This is a genomic window from Vibrio sp. 1-Bac 57, assembly GCF_037546855.1.
Taxonomy (GTDB): Bacteria; Pseudomonadota; Gammaproteobacteria; order Enterobacterales; family Psychromonadaceae; genus Psychromonas.
The window spans coordinates 21,459-45,988 of record NZ_JALAAC010000034.1 but is presented as its reverse complement, the minus strand read 5'-3'; the positions used below and the strand labels follow the sequence as shown (position 1 = coordinate 45,988).

The window sequence follows — 24,530 nt, the reverse complement described above, 5'->3', positions numbered from 1 at the left end:
AGCAGGGGATAAATAAAGCGCCACGCAGAGGCCATCCTTTAGTGCGATAGATAGGGGTGAATGATGCGGTCAGCATCGTCTTATGAGCGGGCTAAGCTCTGTGTGCCCTAGTGATACCAATTCCGATAATTAAGTTTCCACCAGATTAGTCCAGTCTCTATAACATTGTGAGATGACTCTATTTTTGTCTTCACTAAAGCGATTCCAAGCATCTCAACATTTATTATTGACAATATCGTTATAATACCAATTCCGATAATTAAGTTTCCAGATTAGTCCAGTCTCTATAACATTGTGAGATGACTCTATTTTTGTCTTCACTGAAGCGATTCCAAGCATCACAACATTTATTGACAATATCGTTATAACCGTCAAAGCACCTGTTTGCGATTTCATTGTTTCGCATCCATTGCCAAACTTGCTCGATTGAATTTAGCTCAGGGGAATAGGGAGGAAGGTGAATAATAGTTAGATTAGTAAACTCTTCCGCTAAATACGATTGATGCCAACTAGCTCGATCCATTATTACGACAGCATGTTTTCCCTTCGGGGTTGCATCAGAAATTAAGCGTAAATGCGCCTTCATCACTTCACTATTACTGAAAGGCATCACCAATGCTTCGGTTTGACCTGTATTGATACAGACCGCGCCAAATAAATAAGCATATTCAAATTGTTGCTGCTGTACGGCTCTCGGTCTGGTGCCTTTTTCTGTCCATATCCTAGTTGTTGTATTGCGTTGACCAAATCTAGCCTCATCTTGAAACCAAATGCGTACATCTTTTAAATGAACATGCCCAGGGATCTTAAGGATCGTTTTTATTTGGAATTTTTTTAAAAGAGACTTGTGCTTCTTCTGATTGCTTTGGGTGTTTAGAGCGTGTCGTTATCCAGCTTAGGTTTAATTTGTGTAGTAAATGATAAATGTTGGTTTTTTGATAGGTAACCCCAAACGTTGTTTGAATATATTCTTGTATATCCTTTCCCTGTAAACGGCCACCTTTTGATTTGATAGCATTATCAATCACATATTGCTTTATGTTAGCAAGCTGCTCTGGCGTGAGTCGATGAGGTCTCCCACTGCGAGGCTTTACTTCCAAACCTGTTAACCCAGAATGAAGGTATGCTTTAATCCAATTGTTGACACTTCTACGGCTTACCTTTAAAAAAGCCGCAATATCAGTTCTACTTTTCCCCTCTAAGAAATGCGAGACTGCGAGTAATTTTAATCGTTGTCTCGCATTGGTTGTCGCATTAATTAATTCAGTAAAATTGTGACTCATACTAACTCCTTTGTAAGAACCTTAATTAGATCACATATTTATCGGAAATTGTATTATACGAGAGTATTGGGTCGTGATCAAAGGAACACTGCGGGCCATGGTAGTATCGCGGCAGCTATGGATTATGAGTAATGTTGATCCTTCGTAAGCCACATAGTATCAGAATAATCCTTATTAACTTACTCACTGTTTTTTTGTTTTAGACTTTTGGTGGCAATGAATTTTTGACCTCGATATAAACAGTAGTAGCCATCTAGTGACCATTTTTAGTACTTAGTTGATGATGAAATTCTTTTATAGAGGATAAAAGTCGCACCTATTTGCATTGCATTCATATTATTAATGCCAAGTCTTTATATAACCCACCATCTAACTATTACTAAAAATTTTTGTTTTTAGTAATAGTCTTTTGGCGTATCTGCATAGTTTCACAAACGCCTGTACGCGCTAATTTTTATAGAACTGATTAGCAGATATTCAAGCACTGTGTAAAGCTCGAATTAAGTCGACAGATGTTCATTTCGTTCATGGCTTTAATAGTTATCATTTATTTTGCATGGCATCACGAATTATATATTGATTTACCCGATTGCTATGCACAGCACAGAAGGTGTTTTTTGGGCTATATACCCTATAAGAGGAAGGGATATTTTTGTTTTTTACGCGATCATTTTTTGTGCAAACATCATACTGTTTGTGTGTTTTTTGATCATAAATACAGTGCTTAGGATGCTGATATTGGAATTTTAAATTATGTAATTAAATTACACTGTATAATTATTAGCATTAATAAAGAGATCTACGTCACTCTAATTAATTGTAATTGCATTTTAAATACGATTTTACGAGACATAGGTCTCGTTTGTGGTGTTTTGCGCATCATAACAAATGTGATTTAAATCACTAAATTCAGCTCATTGACACCTTTATATTTGATTTGTAGCAATAGTACATCTTATTAAAGTGACTCATGTATCAAAAGTAGTCATTTTGGTTTCTTTTTAGTGATCATCTTCACATGAAATGAGGCTATGTTTTATATTTTTGTGAATGTGCTAAATTAATTGTATCAAACGGAATATAACGGTTTTTAATTAACTGTTACTTAACATTACTTATAATAAAATTGAACGGGGAAATGACATGATATCATCCGAGAGTAAAATCAGAGTACAAAACTTTGGTAGGTTCCTATCAAACATGGTTATGCCAAATATTGGGGCATTTATTGCCTGGGGTTTTATTACAGCACTATTTATCCCAACGGGTTGGTTCCCTAATGAAGGTCTAGCTGCTTTAGTTGGCCCAATGATTAAATTCCTTCTTCCTTTATTAATCGGTTACACCGGTGGTAAATTAGTTGGTGGTGATCGTGGTGCTGTAGTTGGTGCGATTACTACAATGGGTGTTATCGTAGGTACTGAAATTCCAATGTTCCTCGGTGCAATGATTGTTGGTCCTTTAGGTGGCTGGGCAATCAGTAAATTTGATAAAGCTGTTCATGGTAAAATTAAGAGCGGTTTTGAAATGTTAGTGAATAACTTCTCATCTGGTATTATCGGGATGATCTTAGCTATTATTTCTTACTACTTAATCGGTCCAGCTGTTTTCGTTCTTTCTGAAGGTCTTGCTGCCGGTGTAAACTTCTTGGTTCAAGCAGGTTTATTACCTCTTACTTCTATTTTTGTTGAACCAGCTAAAATATTATTCTTAAATAATGCAATCAACCACGGTATCTTCTCGCCATTAGGTATTCAACAATCTACTGAATTAGGTCAATCTATTTTCTTCTTAATTGAAGCAAACCCTGGTCCTGGTTTAGGTTTATTACTTGCATACATGGTATTTGGTAAAGGTACTGCTAAACAAACTGCTAGTGGTGCTTCAATCATCCACTTCTTTGGTGGTATCCATGAAATTTACTTCCCATATGTGTTAATGAACCCTCGTTTAATCCTTGCTGTTATTGCAGGTGGTATGACTGGTGTATTCACGTTAACATTATTTAATGCTGGTCTTCTTTCTCCTGCATCACCTGGTTCTATCTTCGCTGTATTATTGCTAACACCTAAAGCGTCATTAATTGGTGTTATCTTATCTGTTGTTTTATCTGCTTCTGTATCTTTCCTTGTTGCTTCTTTATTAATGAAAACGCAAAAAGATTTAGGTGAAGATGAAGGCGATAAACTAGCTGAAGCTTCTAACCAAATGAAAAATCTTAAAAATGCACCTGCAGCAGCGGCTCAAGGTAGTGAAAATGTAGATATGGCTAACGTGAATAAAATCATTGTTGCTTGTGATGCTGGTATGGGTTCTAGTGCAATGGGTGCAAGTTTATTAGCCAAAAAAGTTAAATCTGCGGGATTAAATATTAGTGTTACTAACTGTGCAATTAACAACCTTCCTGGTGATGTTGATATTGTTATTACGCATAAAGATTTAACGCCTCGTGCAATTAAGCATGCAGCTCAAGCTAAGCATTTATCTCTAACTAACTTCTTAGACAGTACTCTTTATGATGGATTAGTAGCTGAAATAATCGCAGCATCAGGAACGCCTGCAGCAAGCAGTCAACCTGCTGCAGTTGTTGAAGAACCTACTGCAAAACCTGTATTTGAATTAACTGAAAAGAATATTTATTTAGGTTTGAAAGCTGAAAACAAACAACAAGCAATACAATTTGCAGGTGAGCAACTTGTAAAATTAGGTTATGCAGAACCAGCTTACATTGAAGGTATGTTTGAGCGTGAAAAACTAGTAACAACGTATCTTGGTGAATCAATTGCAGTACCACACGGTACGATTGAAGCAAAAGAAAGTGTTATAAAAACGGGTATTGTCGTATGTCAATATTCAGACGGTATACTGTTTGGTGATGAAGCAGATGATATCGCTAAACTAGTTATTGGTATTGCTGCTAAGAATGATGAACATATTAGCGTAATCACAACTATAACTAATGCTCTTGATGACCCAGAAGCTATCGAAACATTGATCAATAGTAAAGATGTTCAAAAAGTATTAAGTATATTAAGTTAGTCAAATCAGACTTAATTAAAACGCTGGTTTTTACCAGCGTTTTTCGTTTTAGATTACTTTCATAAGGAAAAAACAATGAAATCAATTCATTTTGGCGCGGGTAATATTGGCCGTGGCTTTATTGGTAAATTATTAGCAGATGCTGGCATAAAAGTTACTTTTGCTGATGTCGATGAAAAAGTTATTAATTTGCTAAATACACTGAATACTTACAATGTAAAAGTAGTTGGTGCAGAATGTAAAACAGAAGTTGTTTCTGGTGTTAATGCAATTAATTCAACAAGCGAAGAGTTAGTTGCTCTTATCAGTGAAACAGATTTAATCACTACAGCCGTTGGCCCTAATGTATTAGTTATTATCGCTAACAAAATTGCACAAGGCTTAGCATTACGTTTTGATGCAAAAAACGAGCAATTCCTTAATATCATCGCATGTGAAAACATGATCCGAGGTACGACTTTCCTTAAAACAGAAGTGTATAAACATTTAGATGAAAAATACCATGAGCAAGCAGAGCGCCTAGTTGGTTTTGTTGATTCTGCCGTAGACCGTATTGTACCTCCTTCTGAATCTGATGATCCTCTTGAAGTGACAGTGGAAAGCTTCAGTGAGTGGATTGTTGATGAGCAACAATTTAGAGGTGAAATACCTGTTATTGAAGGCATGCAGAAAACTGATAACTTAATGGCTTTCATCGAACGTAAACTATTTACCTTAAATACAGGTCATATCATGACTGCTTATTTAGGTGCATTAGCAGGTCATGAAACAGTTAAAGATGCTATTGATGATGATGCTATTTGTTCTCAGGTAAAACAAGCAATGCAAGAAAGTGGTGAAGTATTGATTAACCGTTATGGTTTTGAGCGTGATGCACACAATGCTTACATTGAGAAAATTATCGGTCGCTTTGCAAACCCTTATCTACATGATGAAATTGACCGTGTAGGCCGTCAACCTATCCGTAAGTTAGGTGAGAATGACCGTTTAGTTAAACCTCTATTAGGCACTATTGAATACGCTACTGCTAATGATATGTTATTAAAAGGTATTGCTGCTGCATTTAAATATAAAAATAGCGATGACCCACAAGCAATTGAATTACAATCATCATTAGAAGAGATTGGCTTTATTGCAACACTGTCTAAATACACTGGTTTACCAGCAGACGGTAATGAAGCGATCAAAATAGAACAGCTATACCTAGCGATGGCTTAAAAAAAATAGTTGTACGAGAGCTATCTCGTACAACCTAACCTAGCTGAGCTTATGTCAAAACAACTGCAAGAAACTGAAATACTAGAATGTCTAAATACGAGCCTGACAGCTCGTGGTTTTTTTATCTCTACTGTGGATATATTTGAACAACTTATTCAAGGATTAATTGAACGTATTTTTCTGAAAAATGATTTTGCTGTTCAATCTGTTGTAGGCCCACTACTACATAATTCAGGGCCTTTAGGTGAGTTGTCTGTTCGTTTAAAGCTATTATTTGGATTAGGGGTGATACCTCATGCTATTTATCAAGATATAGAAAGCATTATAAAATTAAAAAATTTACTCAGTAACGATAGTGCCGAATACCACTTTACTGATCAGTTAATTGCTAATGAGATTAAATCTCTTCATTTAGCTAAAAATATGAATATGAGTATTTTTGAATTAGTGGCTATCGCGCAAGATGATATCGATTTAACTTTTTATAAAATGCAACTAGATAGACAGCAACAAGTGATCAAATCATCTTTAGCGCTTGAAATTATTTCTCTCTGCGAAACGTTAAATAAAGAAAGTCCTTTTTAATACTTTAATCATAAAAGGGTCGTTATACGACTTTAAACTCGCGAAAAATAGATAATTGTTGATTAAATACTATTAGCATTGGCTAGTTTATGAAATGAAAAAGGCTCTGATACCGATAGGTACCAGAGCCTTTTTATTTATATATTATGAATGCTTACTTTATAATATATAACGAGTTAAATCTTCATCTTGAACGACTTCATCTAGCATACTAGCAACATAGGCTTCATCAATAGTAATAGATTCACCTGAACGTTCAGTGGCTTCATAAGATAGCTCATCCATAATGTGTTCCATCATGGTATGTAAGCGTCGTGCTCCGATGTTTTCAGTCGTTTCATTCACATGCCATGCTGACTTCGCTATTTTATTGATACCGCATTGAGTGAAAGTAATAGTCACTCCTTCAGTCGCTAATAAAGCTTGATATTGTTCGCTTAAAGACGCTTTCGGTTCAGTTAAAATACGTGCTAAATCTTCTTCACGTAAAGCTTCTAATTCAACACGAATAGGTAAACGCCCCTGTAATTCAGGAATTAAATCAGACGGTTTTGCTACTTGGAAAGCACCTGAAGCGATAAATAGCATATGGTCTGTTTTCACCATGCCATGTTTAGTTTGCACTGTTGAGCCTTCAATTAAAGGAAGCAGATCACGCTGTACGCCTTCGCGTGAAACATCAGGACCAGATGACTCACCACGTTTACATATTTTATCAATTTCATCTATAAAGATGATGCCATTGTTTTCTGCAGCGAAAATTGCTTTTTCTTTTAAGTCTTCTTGGTTAATCAGTTTTGACGCTTCGTTTTCTACTAATGCTTTTAATGCGTCCTTAATTTTCATTTTACGTTTTTTAGACTCGCTCTTATTACCTAGGTTTTGGAACATGCCTTGCAGTTGATTTGTCATCTCCTCCATACCAGGAGGAGCCATTATTTCTACACCAATTTGTGGTGCAGGCACATCAATCTCAACTTCTTTATCATCCAGTTTACCTTCACGTAATTTTTTACGGAAAGATTGTCTAGCAGGACCTTCTTCAATTACATCTGATTTATTTACATCCCATTCTGTTGCTGTTTTAGCAGGTGGAATAAGAATATCTAAAATACGTTCTTCAGCTAAATCTTCTGCTTTTGCTGTTACTTTTGCTAATTCTTGTTCTTTGGTTATTTTAATTGCAGCTTCAACTAAATCTTTAACAATACTTTCAACTTCTTTACCGACATAACCTACTTCAGTAAACTTGGTTGCTTCAACTTTAATGAAAGGTGCATTCGCTAATTTTGCTAAACGGCGTGCAATCTCAGTTTTACCGACACCTGTAGGACCGATCATTAAAATATTTTTAGGGGTTACTTCTTGGCGAATATCTTCATTTAATTGCATTCGACGCCAACGATTACGTAATGCGATAGCAACAGCACGTTTAGCTTTGCTTTGGCCAATGATGTGGCGATCTAATTCATGTGCTATTTGTTGTGGAGTCATATTATTAGTCATGTGTATTCCTATTTTTTTGTTGCTTCTTCAGCATCAATGTCGATACATTCAATCGTTTGGTTAGTGTTAGTAAATACACATATATTGCCTGCAATAGTTAAGGCTTTTTCAACTATTTCTTGTGCGGATAAGTCAGTATTCTCTAATAAAGCCATTGCTGCAGATTGTGCGAAATTACCACCTGAACCAATTGCAATTAAGTCATTTTCAGGTCTAACTACATCACCATTACCAGTAATAATGTATGAATGCTTTTTATCGGCAACCGCTAATAAAGCTTCTAGTTTTCTTAACATGCGGTCCGTACGCCAATCTTTGGCTAATTCCACTGCGGCACGCTCAAGGTTACCTTGATGGGCTTGTAGCTTGGCTTCAAAACGTTCTAAAAGAGTAAAAGCATCCGCCGTACCGCCAGCAAAACCTGCAATGACTTGATCATTGTATAAACGGTGTACTTTGCGTGCATTGCCTTTCATTACGGTGTTGCCGAGTGATACCTGACCATCACCACCGATAACCACTTGATTACCGCGTCGTACAGAAACAATAGTCGTCATATTGAACCCTTTTGTTGTTTATTAACTAAATGAATGGCCAAATATATTGGCTGATAAATATAAAATGGGGTGGTTTTTATTGAATTCAAGGGGAAATAGATAAAGAAAAGGAGAACCTAAGTTCTCCTATTAAATGATTAACGCCAGAACCATATCAGACAGCCGTTGATTTTGGCTCGTTGTAGTTTATGACGTTGTTTTTCAGCTAAACGCTTACGTTCGTAAGGACCTAATATCACACGATACCAATTACCCGTTTTTTTAACTTGGCTTTCTAATCCTTGGAAGGCTATTTTAGCTTTTAAAGATTCTGCATCCCCTTGTTGTCTAAACGAACCACACTGCATTTGATAAGGTTGAGTTGATTTTTGTTGTTCAGGGATCTCTACTTTAACCTCTTTGGTTTTTAATATATCAACGTAATCCCACTGCGGTTGAGGCTTTTCGGGCAGAACTTCTTCATTTTTGACCGTTGCTTTTTTAGGTTTTACTTGAGCAGTCGGTTTATCAACAGCAAAAACAAAATAGCCAATAAAAGCAATTAACACGAGTGCAAAAAAGCAAGCAATATACGGAAACCCTTGTGGATTAGGCTTCCGTTTGTTATTTCTTTTATTAGCTCCCCGTTTAGCGGGTTTTCTGCGTGTTACTTTGGCCATTATTACATACGTTCCAGTGTGTTAATGCCCAACAGCGCTAACCCTTGTTGCAGCGTTTTAGCCGTTAAAGCAGCCAGTTTTAAACGGCTTTGTTTTTGTGTTTCATTGTCAGCAATTAATATTGGGCAAGCTTCGTAAAAGCTTGAGAATAAACCGGCTAACTCAAACAGGTAAGCACATAAAAAGTGTGGCATGCCTTGCTGACCCACTTGGTCGATAATTTCATTAAACTGCATCAGCTTATTCGCTAAGTCGATCTCTTTTTCTTCAGTAAAAGAAACGTTTGCTGTAATGCTATTTAATTCGATCCCCGCTTTATTAAAAATACTTGCAACACGAGTGTAAGCATATAATAAATAAGGAGCTGTATTGCCTTCAAAACTTAACATGCTGTCAAAGCTAAAGGTATAATCACTGGTACGATTTTTTGATAAATCCGCATATTTCACAGAAGAGATACCAACAACTGATGCTATATGGCGTAATTCATCTTCTGCCATATCCTGATTCTTTTCTTTTACTAATTGATAAGCTCGTTGTTCTGCTTCTGTTAGTAAATCAGCTAATTTAGGCGTTGAACCTGCACGTGTTTTAAAGGGTTTGCCATCTTCACCCATGACAGTACCAAATGGCATATGTTCAAGTGTCGTGCCTGCTTTAACAAAATCTGCTAAGCGTGCCACTTCAAATACTTGTTGGAAATGTAATCCTTGGCGTGCATCTACAAAGTATAAAACACGATCGGCATTTAATACTGATTGACGGTAACGAATCGCTGCTAAATCAGAAGTAGCATATAAAAAGCCGCCATCTTTTTTCTTAATAATAACTGGAAGTGGCTCACCTTCTTTATTTTTGAAGTCATCTAAAAAAACACATTTAGCACCTTGGCTTTCTTGTAATAGGCCTTTTTTTTCTAAGTCACTTACTACAACGCTTAGGTCTTTATCGTAAGCACTTTCACCGTGGACATCATCTAACGTTAAGCTGACACCTAAACGGTCATATGCTTCTTGGCAATGTGCAATACTAATATCTTTAAATTCTTTCCATAATGCTAAGCATTCGCTATCGCCACTTTGTAATGCAACCACTAAATCACGAGCACGGTTAGCAAAGTCTTCTGATTCATCAAAACGGCCTTTTGCTGCACGATAGAATACTTCTAGGTTAGCAAGGTTTTTATTAATTTCTTCGCCTCTTGCACGTAACTCTTCCATATATGCTAATAGCATACCGAATTGAGTTCCCCAATCACCAACATGGTTTTGACGGACAACATTGTGTCCTTGAAACTCTAGTGTACGGGTTACTGAGTCACCGATAATTGTTGAACGTAAATGACCTACGTGCATTTCTTTGGCAAGGTTAGGTGATGAGTAGTCGATAACTACCGTTTGCGGTGTCTTCGTTAATTCAACATTTAAACGCTCATTAGCAAAAGCACTATCGATTTGTTTTTCGATGTAATGTGGGTTGATGAAAAAGTTAATAAAACCAGGCCCTGCAATTTCTGTTTTAATCACTAGCTCTGAAGCCGGTAAGTTTTTTACAATTAGCTCGGCAAGTCCGCGCGGGTTCTGTTTTGCTGGTTTTGCTAGCATTAATGCTAAGTTATTAGCAAAGTCGCCATGTGATTTGTCTTTGGTGCGATCAATGGTTATACGGGGTTGAACATCGGCAGGTAAAATTTGTTGTGTCTGTAAAGAAGCAACTGCTTGTTCAAGTAGGATTTGGATTAATGCTTTCATGGGTAACTCACCAATTGATTCGACAAATAAAGTAGTCAGATTCTACCGTTTATCGTTGGTGAAGACTAGCGAGGAAGTTAATAACAAGCCTTAAAAGTCCAATATTGGGAAGACTTTTAATATTAGCGGCAGATGAAACTATAAGTACTCAAATTCATGACTGGCGATGACAACTTGATACAGCATTTCTTCTTCTTTACTGGTTAATTGCCCGATAGCCGTTTCTGCTTCTAAAGTTGGGCTGTTACTAGCGACCGCTTTCATTGCTTCAATTAATTGCATATCTAACTGTATTGCTAAGGTCACAATGTCTTCTAGCTCTAAATCTGTTTTCAGTTCAAGCTCTTTACAGCGTTGGGGGAAACTTTGGTCGAAGAAATTATCTAGCAGAGTATCTAATAAACTAACGGGAGCGAGTTTAATATATTGATGTAAATTTAGGTGAGAGATTTGCTCTCTGTTTTTCATGTATTCTAACAATAATTTCGTTTTTCGATCGCTGGCTTCTACACCCAATCGCTGATAAAGATCGGCTAAGGCTTTATGGCAGTCTTCAATATAAACTAAAAAGTCTTTGATCAGTTTAGAACGCATAATTCACTCCCTGTATTATGTGCTTAGCGTAACTATTAAAAATAGGCACTAAACCAGTGTAATTAGTTTTTATTTTTTAGCATGTTATAAAGATCAAAACTGCTTGTTTATTGAATCATAATCACAGTTTTGATCTTGCTTTAACTTTGTTGATTACGTTAGATAAATCGCCAATGTAGATAAGCGTTATACTCGCGCTACATAGCAAAATCGAGACATTCATGCCCGTTATCAAGCAATACGCATTATTTAGCCACTAATTTGGATACTAGCGTTGATTATATGACCTCTAAACGAGCATAGGTTGTCATCAACCATTTACTACCCACACCCATAAAGTGGACTTGTAAACGACTATTTTCACCACTACCTTCTTGCGCTGTAATCGTCCCTTCTCCAAATTTGGGGTGCATCACTTGTTGTCCTAGTTTGAATCCCTGAATATCTTGAGTGATGGCTAGCTTGGGCTTCTGTATAACCGGTTGCGCTCTACGAACTTGAGTTTTTAACCGAATATATTCGATATTTTCTTCTGGAAGCTCACTAATAAAACGCGACGGTGCATGAAATTTTTCTTGTCCATACAAACGGCGGCTTTCTGCATGACAAAGTGTTAATTTCGTCATTGCTCGTGTTAAGCCTACATAACATAAGCGGCGTTCTTCGGCCATTCGTGTTTCATCGGTGGCTGATTGCTGCCCAGGGAACATGCCTTCTTCTACTCCAACAATAAATACCTGTGGAAACTCTAACCCTTTAGCTGCATGCATAGTCATTAATTGAACTGCATCTTCAAACTCATCGGCTTGATTATCACCTGATTCTAAAGCTGCGTAAGCTAAAAAGGCAGTCAACTCTTCCATCTCTTGCTCTTCTTCTGGAATAACAAATCCTTTAGTCGCTGAGACTAATTCTTGTAAGTTCTCGATTCGGCTACGGGATTTCTCTCCTTTTTCAGCTTCATACATCGCCTCTAAACCTGAGTGTTTATTGATGTGATCCACCATTTGGAATAAAGGTAATTCTGAGGTTTCATTTTTAAAGCGGTTAATTAAAGTTAAGAAACCACTTAATGACGCCTTAGCAGCAGGACTTAATTGTTTGTTTTCAATTAAGTATTGGCTAGCTTGCCATAGCGTATAACCTTGCTCACGGGCACAAATTCTTATTTTATCTAAGCTAGTATTACCTATTTTTCGTTTAGGCTTATTAACAATTCGTTCGAATGCTGCGTCGTCTTGATGGTTATTCATTAATCGTAAATAGGCGATGCTGTCTTTAATTTCCAAGCGGTCGAAGAAACGTTGCCCGCCATAGATATGGTAAGGAATTTGCTGTGCCATTAATTGTTCTTCAAATAAACGCGATTGAGCATTGCTGCGGTATAAAATGGCACATTCGCTGAGTTTGTTACCTGCCTTTTCCCATGTTTGCAACTGGCTGGTGACGTAACGCACTTCATCATAATCATTGAAGGCACTATAGATGGATATTGGCTCGCCATCATCCCCGTCAGTCCACAGAACTTTTCCTAAACGATCGCTGTTATTTTGAATTAATTGATTTGAGGCTTTTAGGATATTGCCTGTAGAGCGATAATTTTGCTCTAAACGAATAGTAACGGGTGACGTTTTCTCTTTTAAAAAACGTTGAATATTTTCAATATCTGCGCCGCGCCAACCGTAGATGGACTGATCATCATCACCAACAATGGTTAGGTAATTATTGTTATCAGTTAATAGTGTTAACCAAGCGTATTGTAATTTGTTCGTATCTTGAAACTCGTCAACTAAAACATGTTGAAAACGCTGTTGATAATGAAGCAATAGTGCGGCGTTATTTAATAATAACTCATGCGCTCGCAATAATAATTCTGCAAAGTCCACTAATCCAGCTAATTGGCAAGCGGCTTCATAGGCTTGATAGACTTGCAAGCGATGCTTATCTTGTACGCCAAAACCTGGGTCGATATGTTTAGCACGTAACCCTTCGTCTTTTTTATCGTTGATATACCACTGCAGCTCTTTTGGTGGGTAGTATTTTTCATCTAACCCTAAGCTTTTGATAATACGTTTAACCATTTTTTGTTGGTCATCACTATCAATGATCTGAAACTGCTCTGGTAAGTTAGCTTCTTGATGATGCAAGCGCAATAAACGATGGGCAATACCATGGAAAGTACCAATCCACATACTGCCAATTTGCTGTGGGCAAATGTCAGCAATACGTCCACGCATCTCTTTTGCTGCTTTGTTGGTAAAGGTAACCGCTAAAATACCGTAGGTAGGTATTTGATTAACTTGCATAAGCCATGCGATTCTATGGGTTAAAACACGTGTTTTACCACTACCGGCGCCGGCTAATACCAGCATATTCTGTTCTGGTGCTGATACGGCAGCGCGTTGATGATCATTTAAATCATCGATAAGGTAAGATACGTCCATAAAAATGCCTGTTTATTTATTCAGTAGAAAGGAACTATACCGAAACATCGCATAAATGTGAATATTCTATGTTGTAGTATATGCCAAAGAACCTCTGCTGAAATACCGTGGTAATGATTATTGATAGTCGCTGAACTATTAACCTGAACGATAAATAGCGGGCTATAAAATAGTTAATAAGTCTTGTAGGTCGTTCATTTCCAAAGTCGGTAGTAACTTGGCACGATCAAGTTTTGTATGGTTAGGGTTAAACCAAACTGCTTGTGCTTTATTATTTTGTGCCCCATATACGTCTGAGATCAAGTGATCACCCACGTGTAAAATGTCCTCTACCTTGATATCTAACTTTGATGCTGCTTGTTGAAACATATCTAAATGTGGTTTGCTGCGTAATCCATTGCCCGCTTTTATCACAAATTTAAATTTATCATGGAGACCGATCTGTTCCACATTCACGTTACCATTGGTTAATGCTATCACAGGGTAGTGCAATGCGAGTTGTTGTAATAATTTAATACTTTTTTCTGGCACCGTGAAATCACTGCGTAATTGCAGAAATACCTGTAATGCACTATCGGCATACTTAATAGCATTAACCATTGCAATACCATAAACCACCATGATGCGTTGAATTATTTCTTTACGCCATAGCGATACATCATGTTGTAATGCCGGATTTTCTTTTACCAGTAAATCTCTATATAACGCCCATTTACGGGCATCTAACTCTGCTAATTGCTGATAGGTTGTACGCAAATAGACAAGGAAGTCCGCTTCCGCCTTTATGATGATCGGATGGTTGTCATATAAGGTATCATCCAAATCAAAGCTAATTGCTTTGAAAGGGCGAAGGGGTCTATAAAATTTCATTTTTATCCCTGTTAATAATATTATTTTTTACGCTTAGCGCGAGGGTGTGCTTTGTCATACACTTCTGCTAAATGTTGAAAATCTAAATGCGTATAAATTTGTGTAGTGGCTAGGTCAGCATGGCCTAGTAGGGTTTGTACCGCACGCAGATTCCCACTGGATTCCAACATGTGCGTTGCAAATGAATGGCGCAATTTGTGAGGATTAACGTGGCTTGGTAATGCCTGCTGTAGTCCCCATTTTTCCATCCGCATTTGCACACTACGCGCTGAAATTCGTCTTTTTTGTTTAGATAAAAATAGTGCTGTTTCACCGGCTTCCGCAAATTCAGGTCTGATCTTTAACCATAGTCTAATGGTACTAACGGCACTTTTAGTGATAGGTAATAAGCGCTGTTTACTGCCTTTACCGGTGACCATTATCTCTTTTTCCGATAACTTTATATCTTTTAAGTTAATACCCACTAACTCACTTAACCTTAACCCAGAAGAATACATGAGCTCCATCATACAATGATCTCGAATGGTAAGTGGATCATCGCCATCAATATCTAATAGCTGATCCATATCGTCGACACTGATGTTTTTAGGTAGCGGCTTATCTAATTTTGGTGCTGCAACACCTTTAGCGGGATTAAAGGTAAGTTGATCGTTCTTAACTAGGTATTCTAGAAAAGAGCGTAATGCAGAAAGTTTGGTGGCAATGGAGCGTGCTTTAATACCATTTTGATGTAACTGTTTAGCTAATAAGCGTACTTGGTGTGTATCAAGCTGTTGCCATGTGTGTATATTTTGAAGCTTTAATAATGCAATAAACTCATTAAGATGGCGTTGGTAGTTATTGATAGTGACAGGGCTTAAGCCACGTTGGCTAGCAATATGTAATAAATAGCGTTGTGTATCTGGCAATAAGGAGCTCATGGTCAATCCTAGATAATAAAAAAGTGCATAAACCAATTCTCAAATGAATTAACCGTGCACTTTTTAATATCGTTGTTTTAGCATTACATCATTAGAGTAAACGTTATCGATGGTGCGTTATAAAATAATAACAGAATCTGTTTATATTTGAATTTGCCCATCAAACACAAACTCAGCGGGACCACTCATGCGCACACTTTGTCCTGGCTGCCAAAAAAATCGGAGCTCACCACCGGGTAATTCAATACGACAATGTGTATCTAATTTACCTTGTAATTGACCAACCACAGCTGCCGCACAAGCGCCGGTGCCACAAGCTAAGGTTTCACCTACGCCACGCTCCCATACGCGTAGCTTTGCAAAATCACGGTCTATTATTTGTAAAAAACCAACATTCACTTTGTTTGGAAAGCGTTCATGTACTTCTAGTAAAGGGCCCAATGTTTCAACTGGAGCTGTCTTTATATCATCAACAAGTACAACGCAATGTGGGTTACCCATTGAAACCACGCCACATAGCACAGTGTGGTCTTCAACACGTAGAATATATGTTTTTTCTTCTTTCTGTGCTTCAAAAGGTACTTTTGCTGGCTCTAAAATAGGCTTGCCCATGTCCACAATAATATTGCCATCTTGTTCTATTTTTAGCTGAATTTTACCCTTTGCTGTACTGACGTTAATCACCCGTTTGTGGGTTAATCCTTTTAATTTAACAAAACGCGCAAAACAACGAGCACCATTACCACATTGTTCTACTTCACTACCATCAGCATTAAAGATGCGGTAATGAAAGTCTAAGTCTGGATCATAGGGAGGTTCAACCATTAATAATTGGTCGAAGCCTATGCCAAAGTTACGATCTGCTAATTTGCAGATCGTCTCTTTAGATAGAAAGACATTTTGCGTGACATTGTTAATAACCATAAAGTCATTACCCAAGCCGTGCATTTTAGAAAATTCAATATTCATCTTCGCTCTACTTTTACCAATAAAACCTATTAAAATAGGGAGTTAAGACTCCCTGAGATAGCGCATAAGTTATAACTAAGGTAAAACATGCTCACCGCGCCATAGCTCAATGTGTTTTTCACGCTGGCGGACAACAAAGGCTTTATCACCATCAACCATTATTTCTGCTGGGCGACAACGCGAGTTGTAATTTGAACTCATGGTTGCACCGTAAGCGCCTGCACTACGGATCACTAAATGATCGCCTTCTGCAATGGTTAGTGAACGATCTTTACCTAAAAAGTCACCGGTTTCACAGATCGGACCAACAACATCGTAAACTCGACTTGGACGTGTTTCAGGATCGTTTAATTTATTATTAAGCGGAATGATATTTTGCCACGCACTGTATAATGCAGGACGAATTAAATCATTCATAGCAGCATCAACAATCGCAAAGTTCTTATGGTCGTTTAATTTTAAGAACTCAACTTTAGTCACTAAAATACCAGCATTGGCCATGATTGCACGGCCTGGTTCGAAAATAAGTTTGAGTTTACGGCCGTTCATACGCTCAATAATAGCGTGCATGTATTGTGCTGGCTGTGGCGGTGTTTCGCCATTATATGGAACGCCTAAGCCGCCCCCTAAATCCAAGTGTTCGATTGTAATACCCTGTGTTGCTAGGCTATCAATTAAGATAAGTAGTTTATCTAATGCTTCTAAGAATGGTTCAATTTCAGTTAGTTGAGAACCAATGTGACAATCTACACCTTTTACTTCCAAGAAAGGCAATTCATTAGCAATATTATAAACCGTCGATGCTTGTTCTATTTCAATACCAAATTTATTTTCTTTTAATCCCGTAGAAATATAAGGGTGCGTACCTGCATCAATATTCGGATTAATTCGAATCGAAATAGGGGCTTTCTTGTTTAAACAGCCAGCGACTTCATTAATACGGTACAACTCAGAGATAGATTCAACATTGAAACAATGGATCCCTGCTTGTAATGCAGTCGATATTTCAATTTCAGTTTTGCCTACACCAGAGAAAACAACTTTTTTAGGGTCTCCGCCGGCTTGAATAACACGCAATAACTCACCAACCGATACAATATCAAAACCTGAACCCAAGCGAGCCATTAGATTAAGTACACCTAGGTTTGAGTTTGCTTTAACTGCGTAACAAATTAAATGAGGATGAGATCCCGCTGCATTATCAAAAGCTTTCCAATGACGCTCAATAGTCGCTCGAGAGTAAACATACGCAGGCGTACCTGATTTCTTGATGATATCTTCAATTGCAGTGTCTTCGACTAATAGACGGCCATCGCTATGGTAATTAAAATGATCCAATTTGAAATCCTTTTGTTGATTCTGTAGTTTATTGGTTATTGTCACTGCCTTCATGCATGTTTTATTGTGAAGTATTTAAGGCATCTGTTGTTTCTGCTTCGGTTGCATTGGTTTGCACTGGTTGTTCTTTAGGTGCAGGTGGCGCTTCTCTATAAAGTGGGCCTTTCATGCCACAACCTATCAATAAACTTGAAAAAAGCAGGGCTATTAACGATAAATTCAGTTTTTTCATACCTTCTCCTAGTTAAATATTTTTAGCCCTCTATAATCGCATTTCATCGGTAAAAAGCAAAGGAGAAGTAAATGACGGATAGCGAATTTCTTGAATTAGCGGATATGTTGTACCAAAAAATCGAAGATAACATTGAAGCATCAGGCGCTGATATAGATTATGACCAAAATGGTGCTTTGCTAACTTTAGAGTTTGAGAATAGAACTAAGTTGATTATTAATCGCCAACAACCATTGCATCAAGTGTGGTTAGCTACATTAGAAAATGGTCATCATTATGATTTTAAGGATGGCTTCTGGATTGATGACCGAAGTGGGGCGGAATTTTTAAGCTTCTTATCTGCTGCGATCACTAAGCAATCAGGTGAAAAAATAATTTTTGAATAGCTTCAAAAACTAATCTGAATCGCTTCTGATTAGTTTTTTGTATTGCATAACGCGAAGGTTGTCATTTAAGTAGTCATTATTAAATCACTATTTTAAACAGTAAAAGCGGTCATTAAATATGTTTAAACTTTTTTTCGGTTACCCTTTTGTTTTCTTGGTGTGCTTTTGGCTCGCCAGTGATGTTGAAATAACAACTTCATTAAAAGCATTTAAGCACAGTCATTTTTCGATTCAATTTCCAAAAGCGAGTTTAAGGGCTGAACAATCAGAACCTTGGTTTGAGTTTTATTGGCCGATGGTTGAGCAAGAGAATGAGCAAAAAAAATATACGATACCTCTAGAGGATAAATAATGAATACAGTTGTCTTTCCAGGATCATTTGATCCCGTTACTAATGGCCACCTTGATCTTATTACTCGTGCGAGTTGTTTAGCTGATCGGGTGATTGTTGCGGTGGCTATCAATAGTAGCAAAAAGCCTTGGTTTGATTTACAAACCCGTTGTAATTTGCTTTTCGAAGCCACTAAACACCTTAATGGTGTGGAGATTGTGCCATTCAATGGTTTGTTGGCGGAGTTTGCAAAAACGCATCAAGCACAGGCATTAATTCGTGGTATTCGTGGTGGGACTGATGCTGATTATGAAATTCAATTGTCGCAAGTAAATCACACTCTGAATCCTGAATTAGAGACTATTTTATTACCTGCGCATGCTCGAACTGCTTTTATATCTTCAACCATCGTTAAAGAAGTCTTTAAACATCAAGGTGATATTAGCTTATTAGCACCAGCATGTGTGCAACAAGCATTTATCGACCAACAGTAAAAACGCTGTTATTTGTCTAAAAGTCCCAACTAGAATCAGCTCATTTGGGACTTTTATCTCTTTTTGTATCATTTCTCTATGACAATGCTGTTAAGCATTGTCATAGTTGCATACACTACTTCTAGCTATACCAATTCCGCTAGTTGATTAATATTGTTGGTAAAAATGCATCACTTCTGCCTTAAGTTGATTCATTTTCTCTGCTCAATATTTGAACGCATGCTCAGGCATATTGGTATTATAAAATTAAACCAGAGACCTTTGTAATGACAAAGGTCTCTTCTGTTTTAATCAGGTTCTGAAAATTACTTATCGTGCTGGTGGTCGACCCCATCTTCAATAGTAGATAGTAAACACCAAGTCACTTGATACATAAAAAAGGAATGATTATGAGAACAAGCGTTAAGCCGATCATATTGGCCACTCTTTTCAGTGCTGCTCTTTGGGGATGTGCTTCTGCTCCACAACAACAATGGCAAGCCGATAAAAGCTACGATTTAACCGTACTACATACTAACGATCATCATGGTCGCTTTTGGCAAAATCGCCATGGCGAGTATGGCATGGCTGCGCGTAAAACCTTAATTGATCAAATTCGTCAAGAAGTTGAAGGGGCAGGAGGTAGTGTTTTATTACTCTCGGGCGGTGATATCAACACAGGAGTACCAGAGTCTGACTTACAAGATGCAGAGCCAGATTTTAAAGGCATGAGTATGATTGGTTATGATGCAATGGCATTAGGTAACCATGAATTTGATAATCCGTTATCTGTACTTGAAAAACAGGGACAGTGGGCAAACTTCCCAATGCTGTCGGCGAATATCTATAATAAAAAAACAGGTCAGCGTTTATTCCAGCCTTATCAGGTTTTTGTTAAACAAGGAGTAAAGATCGCAGTTATAGGGTTAACAACAGAAGACACGGCTAAAATTGGTAATCCAGAATACATTAGCGGTATTGACTTTCGTGACCCAAAAATAGAAGCCGCTAAGGTTATCGTTGAACTTGAAAAAAATGAACAACCCGATTTGATTTTTGCTGTCACGCATATGGGGCATTATCAAGATGCAGGCTTTGGTGTTAATGCACCTGGAGATGTCACTCTTGCTCGTTCATTACCAGCAGGTGCACTTGATATGATCGTGGGTGGGCACTCACAAGAGCCTGTCTGTATGGAGAGTGTGAATGTTGCTAATAGTCAATTTAAACCCGGTGACGACTGTGTACCAGACAAACAAAATGGTACCTACATTGTCCAAGCTCATGAGTGGGGTAAATATGTTGGACGCGCAGATTATAAATTTAAAAACGGCGAACTAGCATTAGTCAGTTACCGCTTAATTCCTGTTAATTTAGTGAAAAAAGTAAAAGTGGATGGCGAATCAAAACGTGTTTTGATTCAATCACAGATCACACAAGATCCAGCACTTTTAGCATTTTTGGCTCCTTACCAAGAAAAAGGTCAGGTTGAGTTGAATAACCAAGTAGCCGAAATTAATGGCAAACTTGAAGGTGACCGTAATGTGGTACGTTTTAAACAAACCAACCTTGGTCGATTAATTGCTAAAGCACATAAAGAAAGAGCTAAGGCAGATTTTAGTGTGATGAATTCTGGTGGTGTGCGTGATTCAATCGAAGCGGGTAGCGTTACCTATAAAGATGTTTTAAAAGTACAACCTTTTGCAAATCAATTAACGTACGTTGATATGAAAGGTGCTGAAGTCATAGAATATCTTAATGCAGTTGCAACTAAACCTGTTGATACAGGCGCCTATGCTCAATTCTATGGCATTAGTATGGTTGTTAGTAAGACCTCTGTAAGTGAAGTGAAAATCCACGGAAAAGCCATTGATTTAATGCAAACGTATCGCTTCACCATTCCAAGTTTTAATGCAGCTGGTGGCGATGGATATCCTAAAATTACAAATCATGCTGGCTTTGTAAATACTGGATTTGTAGATGCTGAGGTATTAAAAGATTATCTTGAGTCACATACACCTTTAAACGTTTCTGATTATGATGCTGCAGGTGAAATTAATTATAAATAATCTATTCAGATAGATAATAAAAGGTCTTGTTGCATAGCTTAATTATTTACAGGAGCTGCAACAAGCCTTTATTTTTTAATGTTGGCAGTGACTACAATAGACACTGTTTCTGGCTGCTAATTTCACTGATGTTAATGGCTTATCACAGCTAGGACATAATTCCCCTGTTTTACCGTATACATGTAACGTTTGTTGAAAATAGCCTGGTTTACCATCTCCTCCAACAAAGTCTTTTAATGTTGTTCCACCTTGTTTAATCGCTTCTTCTAATATTTTTTTAATGGCAATAACTAATCGTTGATAACGCTTTAAACTAATATTATTGGCCGCTCTAATGGGGCTTATTTTTGCATTAAATAAGGCTTCCGTTGCGTAAATATTACCTACACCAGTCACCACTTTTTGTTCCATAATAAATTGCTTAACCGGTATTTTTCTATTTTTAGCTTGCTCATAAAGCATTTCTGCCGTGAACTCCTCGGACAATGGTTCTGGACCTAGTATGCTTAATAAGGGACATTCTTGTGGTGCTTCGCCTAACCATAAAATGGCACCAAAGCGTCTGGGATCGGTATAGCGCAATAAACAATGCTGAAACTCAAAATCAACATGGTCATGTTTTTGAGGCTCGTCACCCAATTTGCAAATACGCAAACTACCAGACATACCAAGGTGGATCAGTAAGGTGCCATTTTCAAAGCGTAGCAATAGATATTTAGCTCGTCGGTCTACTGCTAGTAAAACTCTATTTTTTAATAGGGCTAATAAGTTACTAGGAATTGGCCAACGTAATTGATGATGGCGGAGTATCACACCACATATTTTTTGATCAACAATATGTGGGCTAATGCCTCGACGACTAGTTTCTACCTCTGGTAATTCTGGCATTTTGATCTCGTTATTAAATAAAATTAATTAAAACCCTAGATTCGCATAATAAGTGCAATTAATAAAATTAGTTAATGCTAAAAGGAAATAATATGAAGAATATTCCTACTTGGGCGATCGTAATGATTGGGTTGGTGTTTAATATATCATCCGCATTAGTGACACATTTTTTTATTGAAGAAAAAAACGAAAAGTTATCCGCACTTAATATGCGTGCTTCTGAAAACAGTAATCAAATTGAATTGTTGTGGTCTCAAATGGAAGCCATTGAACAAAAAAGAGATACCTTATTATTGTTAACTCAACAGGGGGAAATTAAACCTTCTCTGATACCTGTATTATCTTCTATTTTTTCCGCTCATCTACAACGTAAACTTAGCATCATAGAATTAAATGATTTTCAGTTTGTAAATAAAGAAATCAATCAATACCAGCACCTTATAAGAGAGCAGATCGATCAACGCTTTTTAACCAATCTAGATTATAAAGAGAGAGAAGGTGCATATAAAAAATCTATATCGAGTTTACGAAATTGGTCTATTTTTTTACAAATGATCGGTCTATCACTGATACTTGCACGAGATTTAAGCCGTAAATCATAATTAATTAAGTTTCGAATTTAATTAAAAATACAGTCAATTTTTTTTACTAGAAGGCTACTGACCTAAAAATTGTGCTAGCTGTTTAGCAGGCAATGACAGAAAAAGCTGTTCATCGACTTGTAAAATATACTGGTCATCTTGCTGCTGGTGGAGTTGCACAATAATCGGTTGTACCTGTTCAGCGACAAAAAATTTAATAATAAAGCTTGAAGTAGGTAAGCTTTGGAGCGTTAACACATCAAGAGGAACTGTTTGCCAGTTATTCACTATCTTCTGCAGTTGTTCACTGGAAATGCCTCTATTGGGCTTACTTTGCCAATTTCGGCCTACACGAGTTATCACATAATCAGGAGTGTCAATTTCTACAATGGTTAAGTCATTAGCAATGACATGACGCTGCGATGTTTTGGAAGATAAACGTAATTCTTGGCTGAAGTTAAAGATGAAGATGATCAGCAAAACACCAAAAATAAGTACATTATTCCAGCCTTTTTTGGATAAACGCATGCTAATTCCTTTTTTGTAGGTATAAAAAAACCCAGTATAAACTGGGTTTTTTTAAGGTTAAATCAAAATTACTTGATTTTGCCTTCTTTGTAGATAACGTGTTTACGTACTACTGGGTCAAACTTTTTGATTTCAAACTTTTCAGGCATGTTCTTTTTATTTTTATCAGTAGTATAAAAATGACCAGTGCCAGCGCTTGAATTTAAACGAATTTTATCACGCATTTGTAAGCTCCTTAAACTTTAACGCCATTAGCACGGATATCAGTTAAAACTGAATCAATACCTTTTTTGTCGATGATACGCATACCTTTAGTAGTTAGGCGTAATTTAACAAAACGGTTCTCACTCTCAACCCAAAAACGGTGTGTTTGTAGGTTAGGTAAGAAACGACGTCGTGTACGGTTCTTCGCGTGTGATACATTGTTACCAACAGCTGGACGCTTGCCTGTAACTTGACATACTCTAGACATGTCGAAATCTCCAAAAATATTAGTTTTACTCGAGCAAAATAGTCGAACACCTTTTTTAGCCGTCGCCAAAGGCGTCGAGGGCGCATTTTATACATGATTGAGATTAAAAGATCAACAATTGTGACAATAAATGCTTTAAATCCACCCTTTTTCCGCAAATGAGGTGTATTTTCCATCACCAATGATGAAATGGTCCAATATTTTAACATCAATTAATTGCAGTGTATTCACTAGTTTTTCAGTTATTTTTTTATCTGATTCACTAGCAGTTGGATCACCTGAAGGATGGTTATGGACTAAAATGACGGCTGCAGCATTTTCCTGCAATACTTTTTGCACGATAATACGTGGATGTACATTGGCACTATTGATCGTTCCAAAGAAAAATTCGTGAAAGCGAATAACACGATGTTGGCTATCTAATAATAATGCAGCGAAGACTTCATAGGGGTAATCTCGCATTTTTGCATTTAAAAATTGTTGTGTTTGTGCCGCGCTGGTTAAAGGGTCTCCTTTCATCAAAGGTTCTTGTAAATAACGACGTGACATTTCTAGTACGGCCTGCAATTGTACATATTTAGCTTGTCCTAATCCTTTATGCACACAAAAATCGCTTTCAGAGGCAGAAAATAAAGCGCGCAAAGACCCAAAATCAGTTAATAATTGACGAGATAAAGTAACAACATCGATTCCTTGGCAACCAGTACGCAAAAAAATAGCTAATAATTCACTATCAGTTAAACTATTTGCACCTTGCTGAATTAATTTTTCACGCGGCCTCTCTTGTTTTGGCCATTGTTTTATTGATGTCAAATCTGAATACCTCAATAAAAGATA

The 24,530-nt window shown here is 37.3% G+C and carries 25 protein-coding genes; 8 read left to right on the top strand and 17 right to left on the bottom strand.

The window, feature by feature from the left end; all coding sequences use genetic code 11:
- Positions 1-259 precede the first annotated feature (259 nt).
- Positions 260-1,283 (bottom strand): IS630 family transposase gene (locus MT391_RS17105; protein ID WP_499499174.1). Its coding sequence is split into 2 segments (ribosomal slippage): positions 260-830 and positions 829-1,283, totalling 1,026 coding nucleotides; the frame shifts between segments, so codons are not numbered across the junction.
- Between the two features lie 1,143 nt (positions 1,284-2,426).
- Here MT391_RS17105 and MT391_RS17100 point away from each other — a divergent pair.
- From MT391_RS17100 to MT391_RS17090, 3 genes are all read left to right on the top strand, one after another.
- The gene (locus MT391_RS17100) at positions 2,427-4,322 is read left to right on the top strand and encodes a PTS mannitol transporter subunit IICBA (protein ID WP_499499172.1); all 1,896 of its coding nucleotides are present in this window, start codon (positions 2,427-2,429) and stop codon (positions 4,320-4,322) included.
- Positions 4,323-4,397: 75 nt separating this feature from the next.
- Entirely contained in the window at positions 4,398-5,540 is a 1,143-nt protein-coding gene (locus tag MT391_RS17095) for a mannitol-1-phosphate 5-dehydrogenase (protein ID WP_182690363.1), read from the top strand.
- A gap of 51 nt (positions 5,541-5,591) precedes the next feature.
- Complete coding sequence (locus tag MT391_RS17090) at positions 5,592-6,125, top strand: MltR family transcriptional regulator (protein ID WP_028869433.1); 534 nt, start codon at positions 5,592-5,594, stop codon at positions 6,123-6,125.
- Between the two features lie 159 nt (positions 6,126-6,284).
- Here the strand turns inward: MT391_RS17090 and hslU are convergent, their stop codons facing one another.
- From hslU to lptM, 11 genes are all read right to left on the bottom strand, one after another.
- On the bottom strand, positions 6,285-7,631 hold the full coding sequence (gene hslU, locus MT391_RS17085; protein WP_499499170.1) for an ATP-dependent protease ATPase subunit HslU: 1,347 nt from the start codon (positions 7,629-7,631) through the stop codon (positions 6,285-6,287).
- A gap of 8 nt (positions 7,632-7,639) precedes the next feature.
- Positions 7,640-8,188, bottom strand: a complete 549-nt coding sequence (hslV, locus tag MT391_RS17080; protein WP_028869435.1) for an ATP-dependent protease subunit HslV — start codon at positions 8,186-8,188, stop codon at positions 7,640-7,642.
- A 137-nt stretch (positions 8,189-8,325) separates the two neighbouring features.
- Entirely contained in the window at positions 8,326-8,847 is a 522-nt protein-coding gene (locus tag MT391_RS17075) for an SPOR domain-containing protein (RefSeq protein ID WP_499499168.1), read from the bottom strand.
- Between the two features lie 2 nt (positions 8,848-8,849).
- The gene (argS, locus tag MT391_RS17070) at positions 8,850-10,598 is read right to left on the bottom strand and encodes an arginine--tRNA ligase (RefSeq protein WP_499499166.1); all 1,749 of its coding nucleotides are present in this window, start codon (positions 10,596-10,598) and stop codon (positions 8,850-8,852) included.
- 138 nt (positions 10,599-10,736) lie between these two features.
- Positions 10,737-11,192: a hypothetical protein gene (locus MT391_RS17065; RefSeq protein ID WP_499499165.1), complete on the bottom strand. Its 456-nt coding sequence runs from the start codon at positions 11,190-11,192 to the stop codon at positions 10,737-10,739.
- A 278-nt stretch (positions 11,193-11,470) separates the two neighbouring features.
- Entirely contained in the window at positions 11,471-13,636 is a 2,166-nt protein-coding gene (gene uvrD, locus MT391_RS17060) for a DNA helicase II (RefSeq protein ID WP_499499164.1), read from the bottom strand.
- A 162-nt stretch (positions 13,637-13,798) separates the two neighbouring features.
- Complete coding sequence (locus MT391_RS17055) at positions 13,799-14,506, bottom strand: HAD-IA family hydrolase (protein ID WP_499499162.1); 708 nt, start codon at positions 14,504-14,506, stop codon at positions 13,799-13,801.
- Between the two features lie 20 nt (positions 14,507-14,526).
- Positions 14,527-15,426: a tyrosine recombinase XerC gene (xerC, locus tag MT391_RS17050; protein ID WP_499499160.1), complete on the bottom strand. Its 900-nt coding sequence runs from the start codon at positions 15,424-15,426 to the stop codon at positions 14,527-14,529.
- A 141-nt stretch (positions 15,427-15,567) separates the two neighbouring features.
- Positions 15,568-16,395: a diaminopimelate epimerase gene (gene dapF / locus MT391_RS17045; RefSeq protein ID WP_182690357.1), complete on the bottom strand. Its 828-nt coding sequence runs from the start codon at positions 16,393-16,395 to the stop codon at positions 15,568-15,570.
- A gap of 75 nt (positions 16,396-16,470) precedes the next feature.
- Positions 16,471-17,733, bottom strand: a complete 1,263-nt coding sequence (lysA, locus tag MT391_RS17040) for a diaminopimelate decarboxylase (RefSeq protein ID WP_028869443.1) — start codon at positions 17,731-17,733, stop codon at positions 16,471-16,473.
- A gap of 61 nt (positions 17,734-17,794) precedes the next feature.
- The gene (lptM, locus tag MT391_RS17035) at positions 17,795-17,965 is read right to left on the bottom strand and encodes an LPS translocon maturation chaperone LptM (RefSeq protein ID WP_156916131.1); all 171 of its coding nucleotides are present in this window, start codon (positions 17,963-17,965) and stop codon (positions 17,795-17,797) included.
- A gap of 71 nt (positions 17,966-18,036) precedes the next feature.
- Between lptM and cyaY the strand changes: the two genes are divergently transcribed.
- The 4 genes from cyaY to ushA all read left to right on the top strand — a co-directional run bounded on the left by cyaY (position 18,037) and on the right by ushA (position 21,224).
- Positions 18,037-18,351: an iron donor protein CyaY gene (gene cyaY, locus MT391_RS17030; protein ID WP_028869444.1), complete on the top strand. Its 315-nt coding sequence runs from the start codon at positions 18,037-18,039 to the stop codon at positions 18,349-18,351.
- A gap of 118 nt (positions 18,352-18,469) precedes the next feature.
- A complete protein-coding gene (locus MT391_RS17025) occupies positions 18,470-18,703 on the top strand; it encodes a hypothetical protein (RefSeq protein WP_028869445.1) in 234 nt (77 codons plus the stop codon).
- On the top strand, positions 18,703-19,176 hold the full coding sequence (gene coaD, locus MT391_RS17020; protein WP_028869446.1) for a pantetheine-phosphate adenylyltransferase: 474 nt from the start codon (positions 18,703-18,705) through the stop codon (positions 19,174-19,176). Before MT391_RS17025 ends, coaD begins: the two co-directional genes overlap by 1 nt.
- Before the next feature lie 389 nt (positions 19,177-19,565).
- The gene (gene ushA / locus MT391_RS17015; protein WP_211235673.1) at positions 19,566-21,224 is read left to right on the top strand and encodes a bifunctional UDP-sugar hydrolase/5'-nucleotidase UshA; all 1,659 of its coding nucleotides are present in this window, start codon (positions 19,566-19,568) and stop codon (positions 21,222-21,224) included.
- Between the two features lie 75 nt (positions 21,225-21,299).
- Here ushA and mutM read toward each other — a convergent pair whose 3' ends face one another.
- Positions 21,300-22,112, bottom strand: a complete 813-nt coding sequence (gene mutM / locus MT391_RS17010) for a bifunctional DNA-formamidopyrimidine glycosylase/DNA-(apurinic or apyrimidinic site) lyase (protein WP_028869448.1) — start codon at positions 22,110-22,112, stop codon at positions 21,300-21,302.
- A 92-nt stretch (positions 22,113-22,204) separates the two neighbouring features.
- Between mutM and MT391_RS17005 the strand changes: the two genes are divergently transcribed.
- Positions 22,205-22,714, top strand: a complete 510-nt coding sequence (locus MT391_RS17005; RefSeq protein WP_028869449.1) for a hypothetical protein — start codon at positions 22,205-22,207, stop codon at positions 22,712-22,714.
- 54 nt (positions 22,715-22,768) lie between these two features.
- Here MT391_RS17005 and MT391_RS17000 read toward each other — a convergent pair whose 3' ends face one another.
- The 4 genes from MT391_RS17000 to radC form a co-directional block, all read right to left on the bottom strand.
- Positions 22,769-23,221, bottom strand: coding sequence for a hypothetical protein (locus MT391_RS17000; protein ID WP_028869450.1), 453 nt, complete (start codon positions 23,219-23,221; stop codon positions 22,769-22,771).
- A 68-nt stretch (positions 23,222-23,289) separates the two neighbouring features.
- Positions 23,290-23,445 (bottom strand): 50S ribosomal protein L33, encoded by a 156-nt coding sequence (gene rpmG / locus MT391_RS16995; RefSeq protein WP_025562982.1) that lies wholly within the window; start codon positions 23,443-23,445, stop codon positions 23,290-23,292.
- Positions 23,446-23,456: 11 nt separating this feature from the next.
- A complete protein-coding gene (gene rpmB / locus MT391_RS16990) occupies positions 23,457-23,693 on the bottom strand; it encodes a 50S ribosomal protein L28 (protein WP_028869451.1) in 237 nt (78 codons plus the stop codon).
- Positions 23,694-23,828: 135 nt separating this feature from the next.
- Positions 23,829-24,506: a RadC family protein gene (gene radC / locus MT391_RS16985; protein ID WP_028869452.1), complete on the bottom strand. Its 678-nt coding sequence runs from the start codon at positions 24,504-24,506 to the stop codon at positions 23,829-23,831.
- Between the last annotated feature and the right edge of the window lie 24 nt (positions 24,507-24,530).

Bases quoted from the DNA above. Each gene is read 5' to 3' on its own strand.
- MT391_RS17075 (WP_499499168.1), bottom strand. From the start codon at position 8,847: ATGGCCAAAGTAACACGCAGAAAACCCGCTAAACGGGGAGCTAATAAA.
- xerC (WP_499499160.1), bottom strand. From the start codon at position 15,426: ATGAGCTCCTTATTGCCAGATACACAACGCTATTTATTACATATTGCT.
- MT391_RS17025 (WP_028869445.1), top strand. From the start codon at position 18,470: ATGTTTAAACTTTTTTTCGGTTACCCTTTTGTTTTCTTGGTGTGCTTT.
- argS (WP_499499166.1), bottom strand. From the start codon at position 10,598: ATGAAAGCATTAATCCAAATCCTACTTGAACAAGCAGTTGCTTCTTTA.
- cyaY (WP_028869444.1), top strand. From the start codon at position 18,037: ATGACGGATAGCGAATTTCTTGAATTAGCGGATATGTTGTACCAAAAA.
- MT391_RS17000 (WP_028869450.1), bottom strand. From the start codon at position 23,221: ATGCGTTTATCCAAAAAAGGCTGGAATAATGTACTTATTTTTGGTGTT.
- uvrD (WP_499499164.1), bottom strand. From the start codon at position 13,636: ATGGACGTATCTTACCTTATCGATGATTTAAATGATCATCAACGCGCT.
- rpmB (WP_028869451.1), bottom strand. From the start codon at position 23,693: ATGTCTAGAGTATGTCAAGTTACAGGCAAGCGTCCAGCTGTTGGTAAC.
- MT391_RS17100 (WP_499499172.1), top strand. From the start codon at position 2,427: ATGATATCATCCGAGAGTAAAATCAGAGTACAAAACTTTGGTAGGTTC.
- ushA (WP_211235673.1), top strand. From the start codon at position 19,566: ATGAGAACAAGCGTTAAGCCGATCATATTGGCCACTCTTTTCAGTGCT.
- mutM (WP_028869448.1), bottom strand. From the start codon at position 22,112: ATGCCAGAATTACCAGAGGTAGAAACTAGTCGTCGAGGCATTAGCCCA.
- rpmG (WP_025562982.1), bottom strand. From the start codon at position 23,445: ATGCGTGATAAAATTCGTTTAAATTCAAGCGCTGGCACTGGTCATTTT.
- coaD (WP_028869446.1), top strand. From the start codon at position 18,703: ATGAATACAGTTGTCTTTCCAGGATCATTTGATCCCGTTACTAATGGC.
- MT391_RS17055 (WP_499499162.1), bottom strand. From the start codon at position 14,506: ATGAAATTTTATAGACCCCTTCGCCCTTTCAAAGCAATTAGCTTTGAT.
- lptM (WP_156916131.1), bottom strand. From the start codon at position 17,965: ATGAAAAAACTGAATTTATCGTTAATAGCCCTGCTTTTTTCAAGTTTA.
- hslU (WP_499499170.1), bottom strand. From the start codon at position 7,631: ATGACTAATAATATGACTCCACAACAAATAGCACATGAATTAGATCGC.
- MT391_RS17005 (WP_028869449.1), top strand. From the start codon at position 22,205: ATGAAGAATATTCCTACTTGGGCGATCGTAATGATTGGGTTGGTGTTT.
- MT391_RS17065 (WP_499499165.1), bottom strand. From the start codon at position 11,192: ATGCGTTCTAAACTGATCAAAGACTTTTTAGTTTATATTGAAGACTGC.
- MT391_RS17095 (WP_182690363.1), top strand. From the start codon at position 4,398: ATGAAATCAATTCATTTTGGCGCGGGTAATATTGGCCGTGGCTTTATT.
- dapF (WP_182690357.1), bottom strand. From the start codon at position 16,395: ATGAATATTGAATTTTCTAAAATGCACGGCTTGGGTAATGACTTTATG.
- MT391_RS17090 (WP_028869433.1), top strand. From the start codon at position 5,592: ATGTCAAAACAACTGCAAGAAACTGAAATACTAGAATGTCTAAATACG.
- hslV (WP_028869435.1), bottom strand. From the start codon at position 8,188: ATGACGACTATTGTTTCTGTACGACGCGGTAATCAAGTGGTTATCGGT.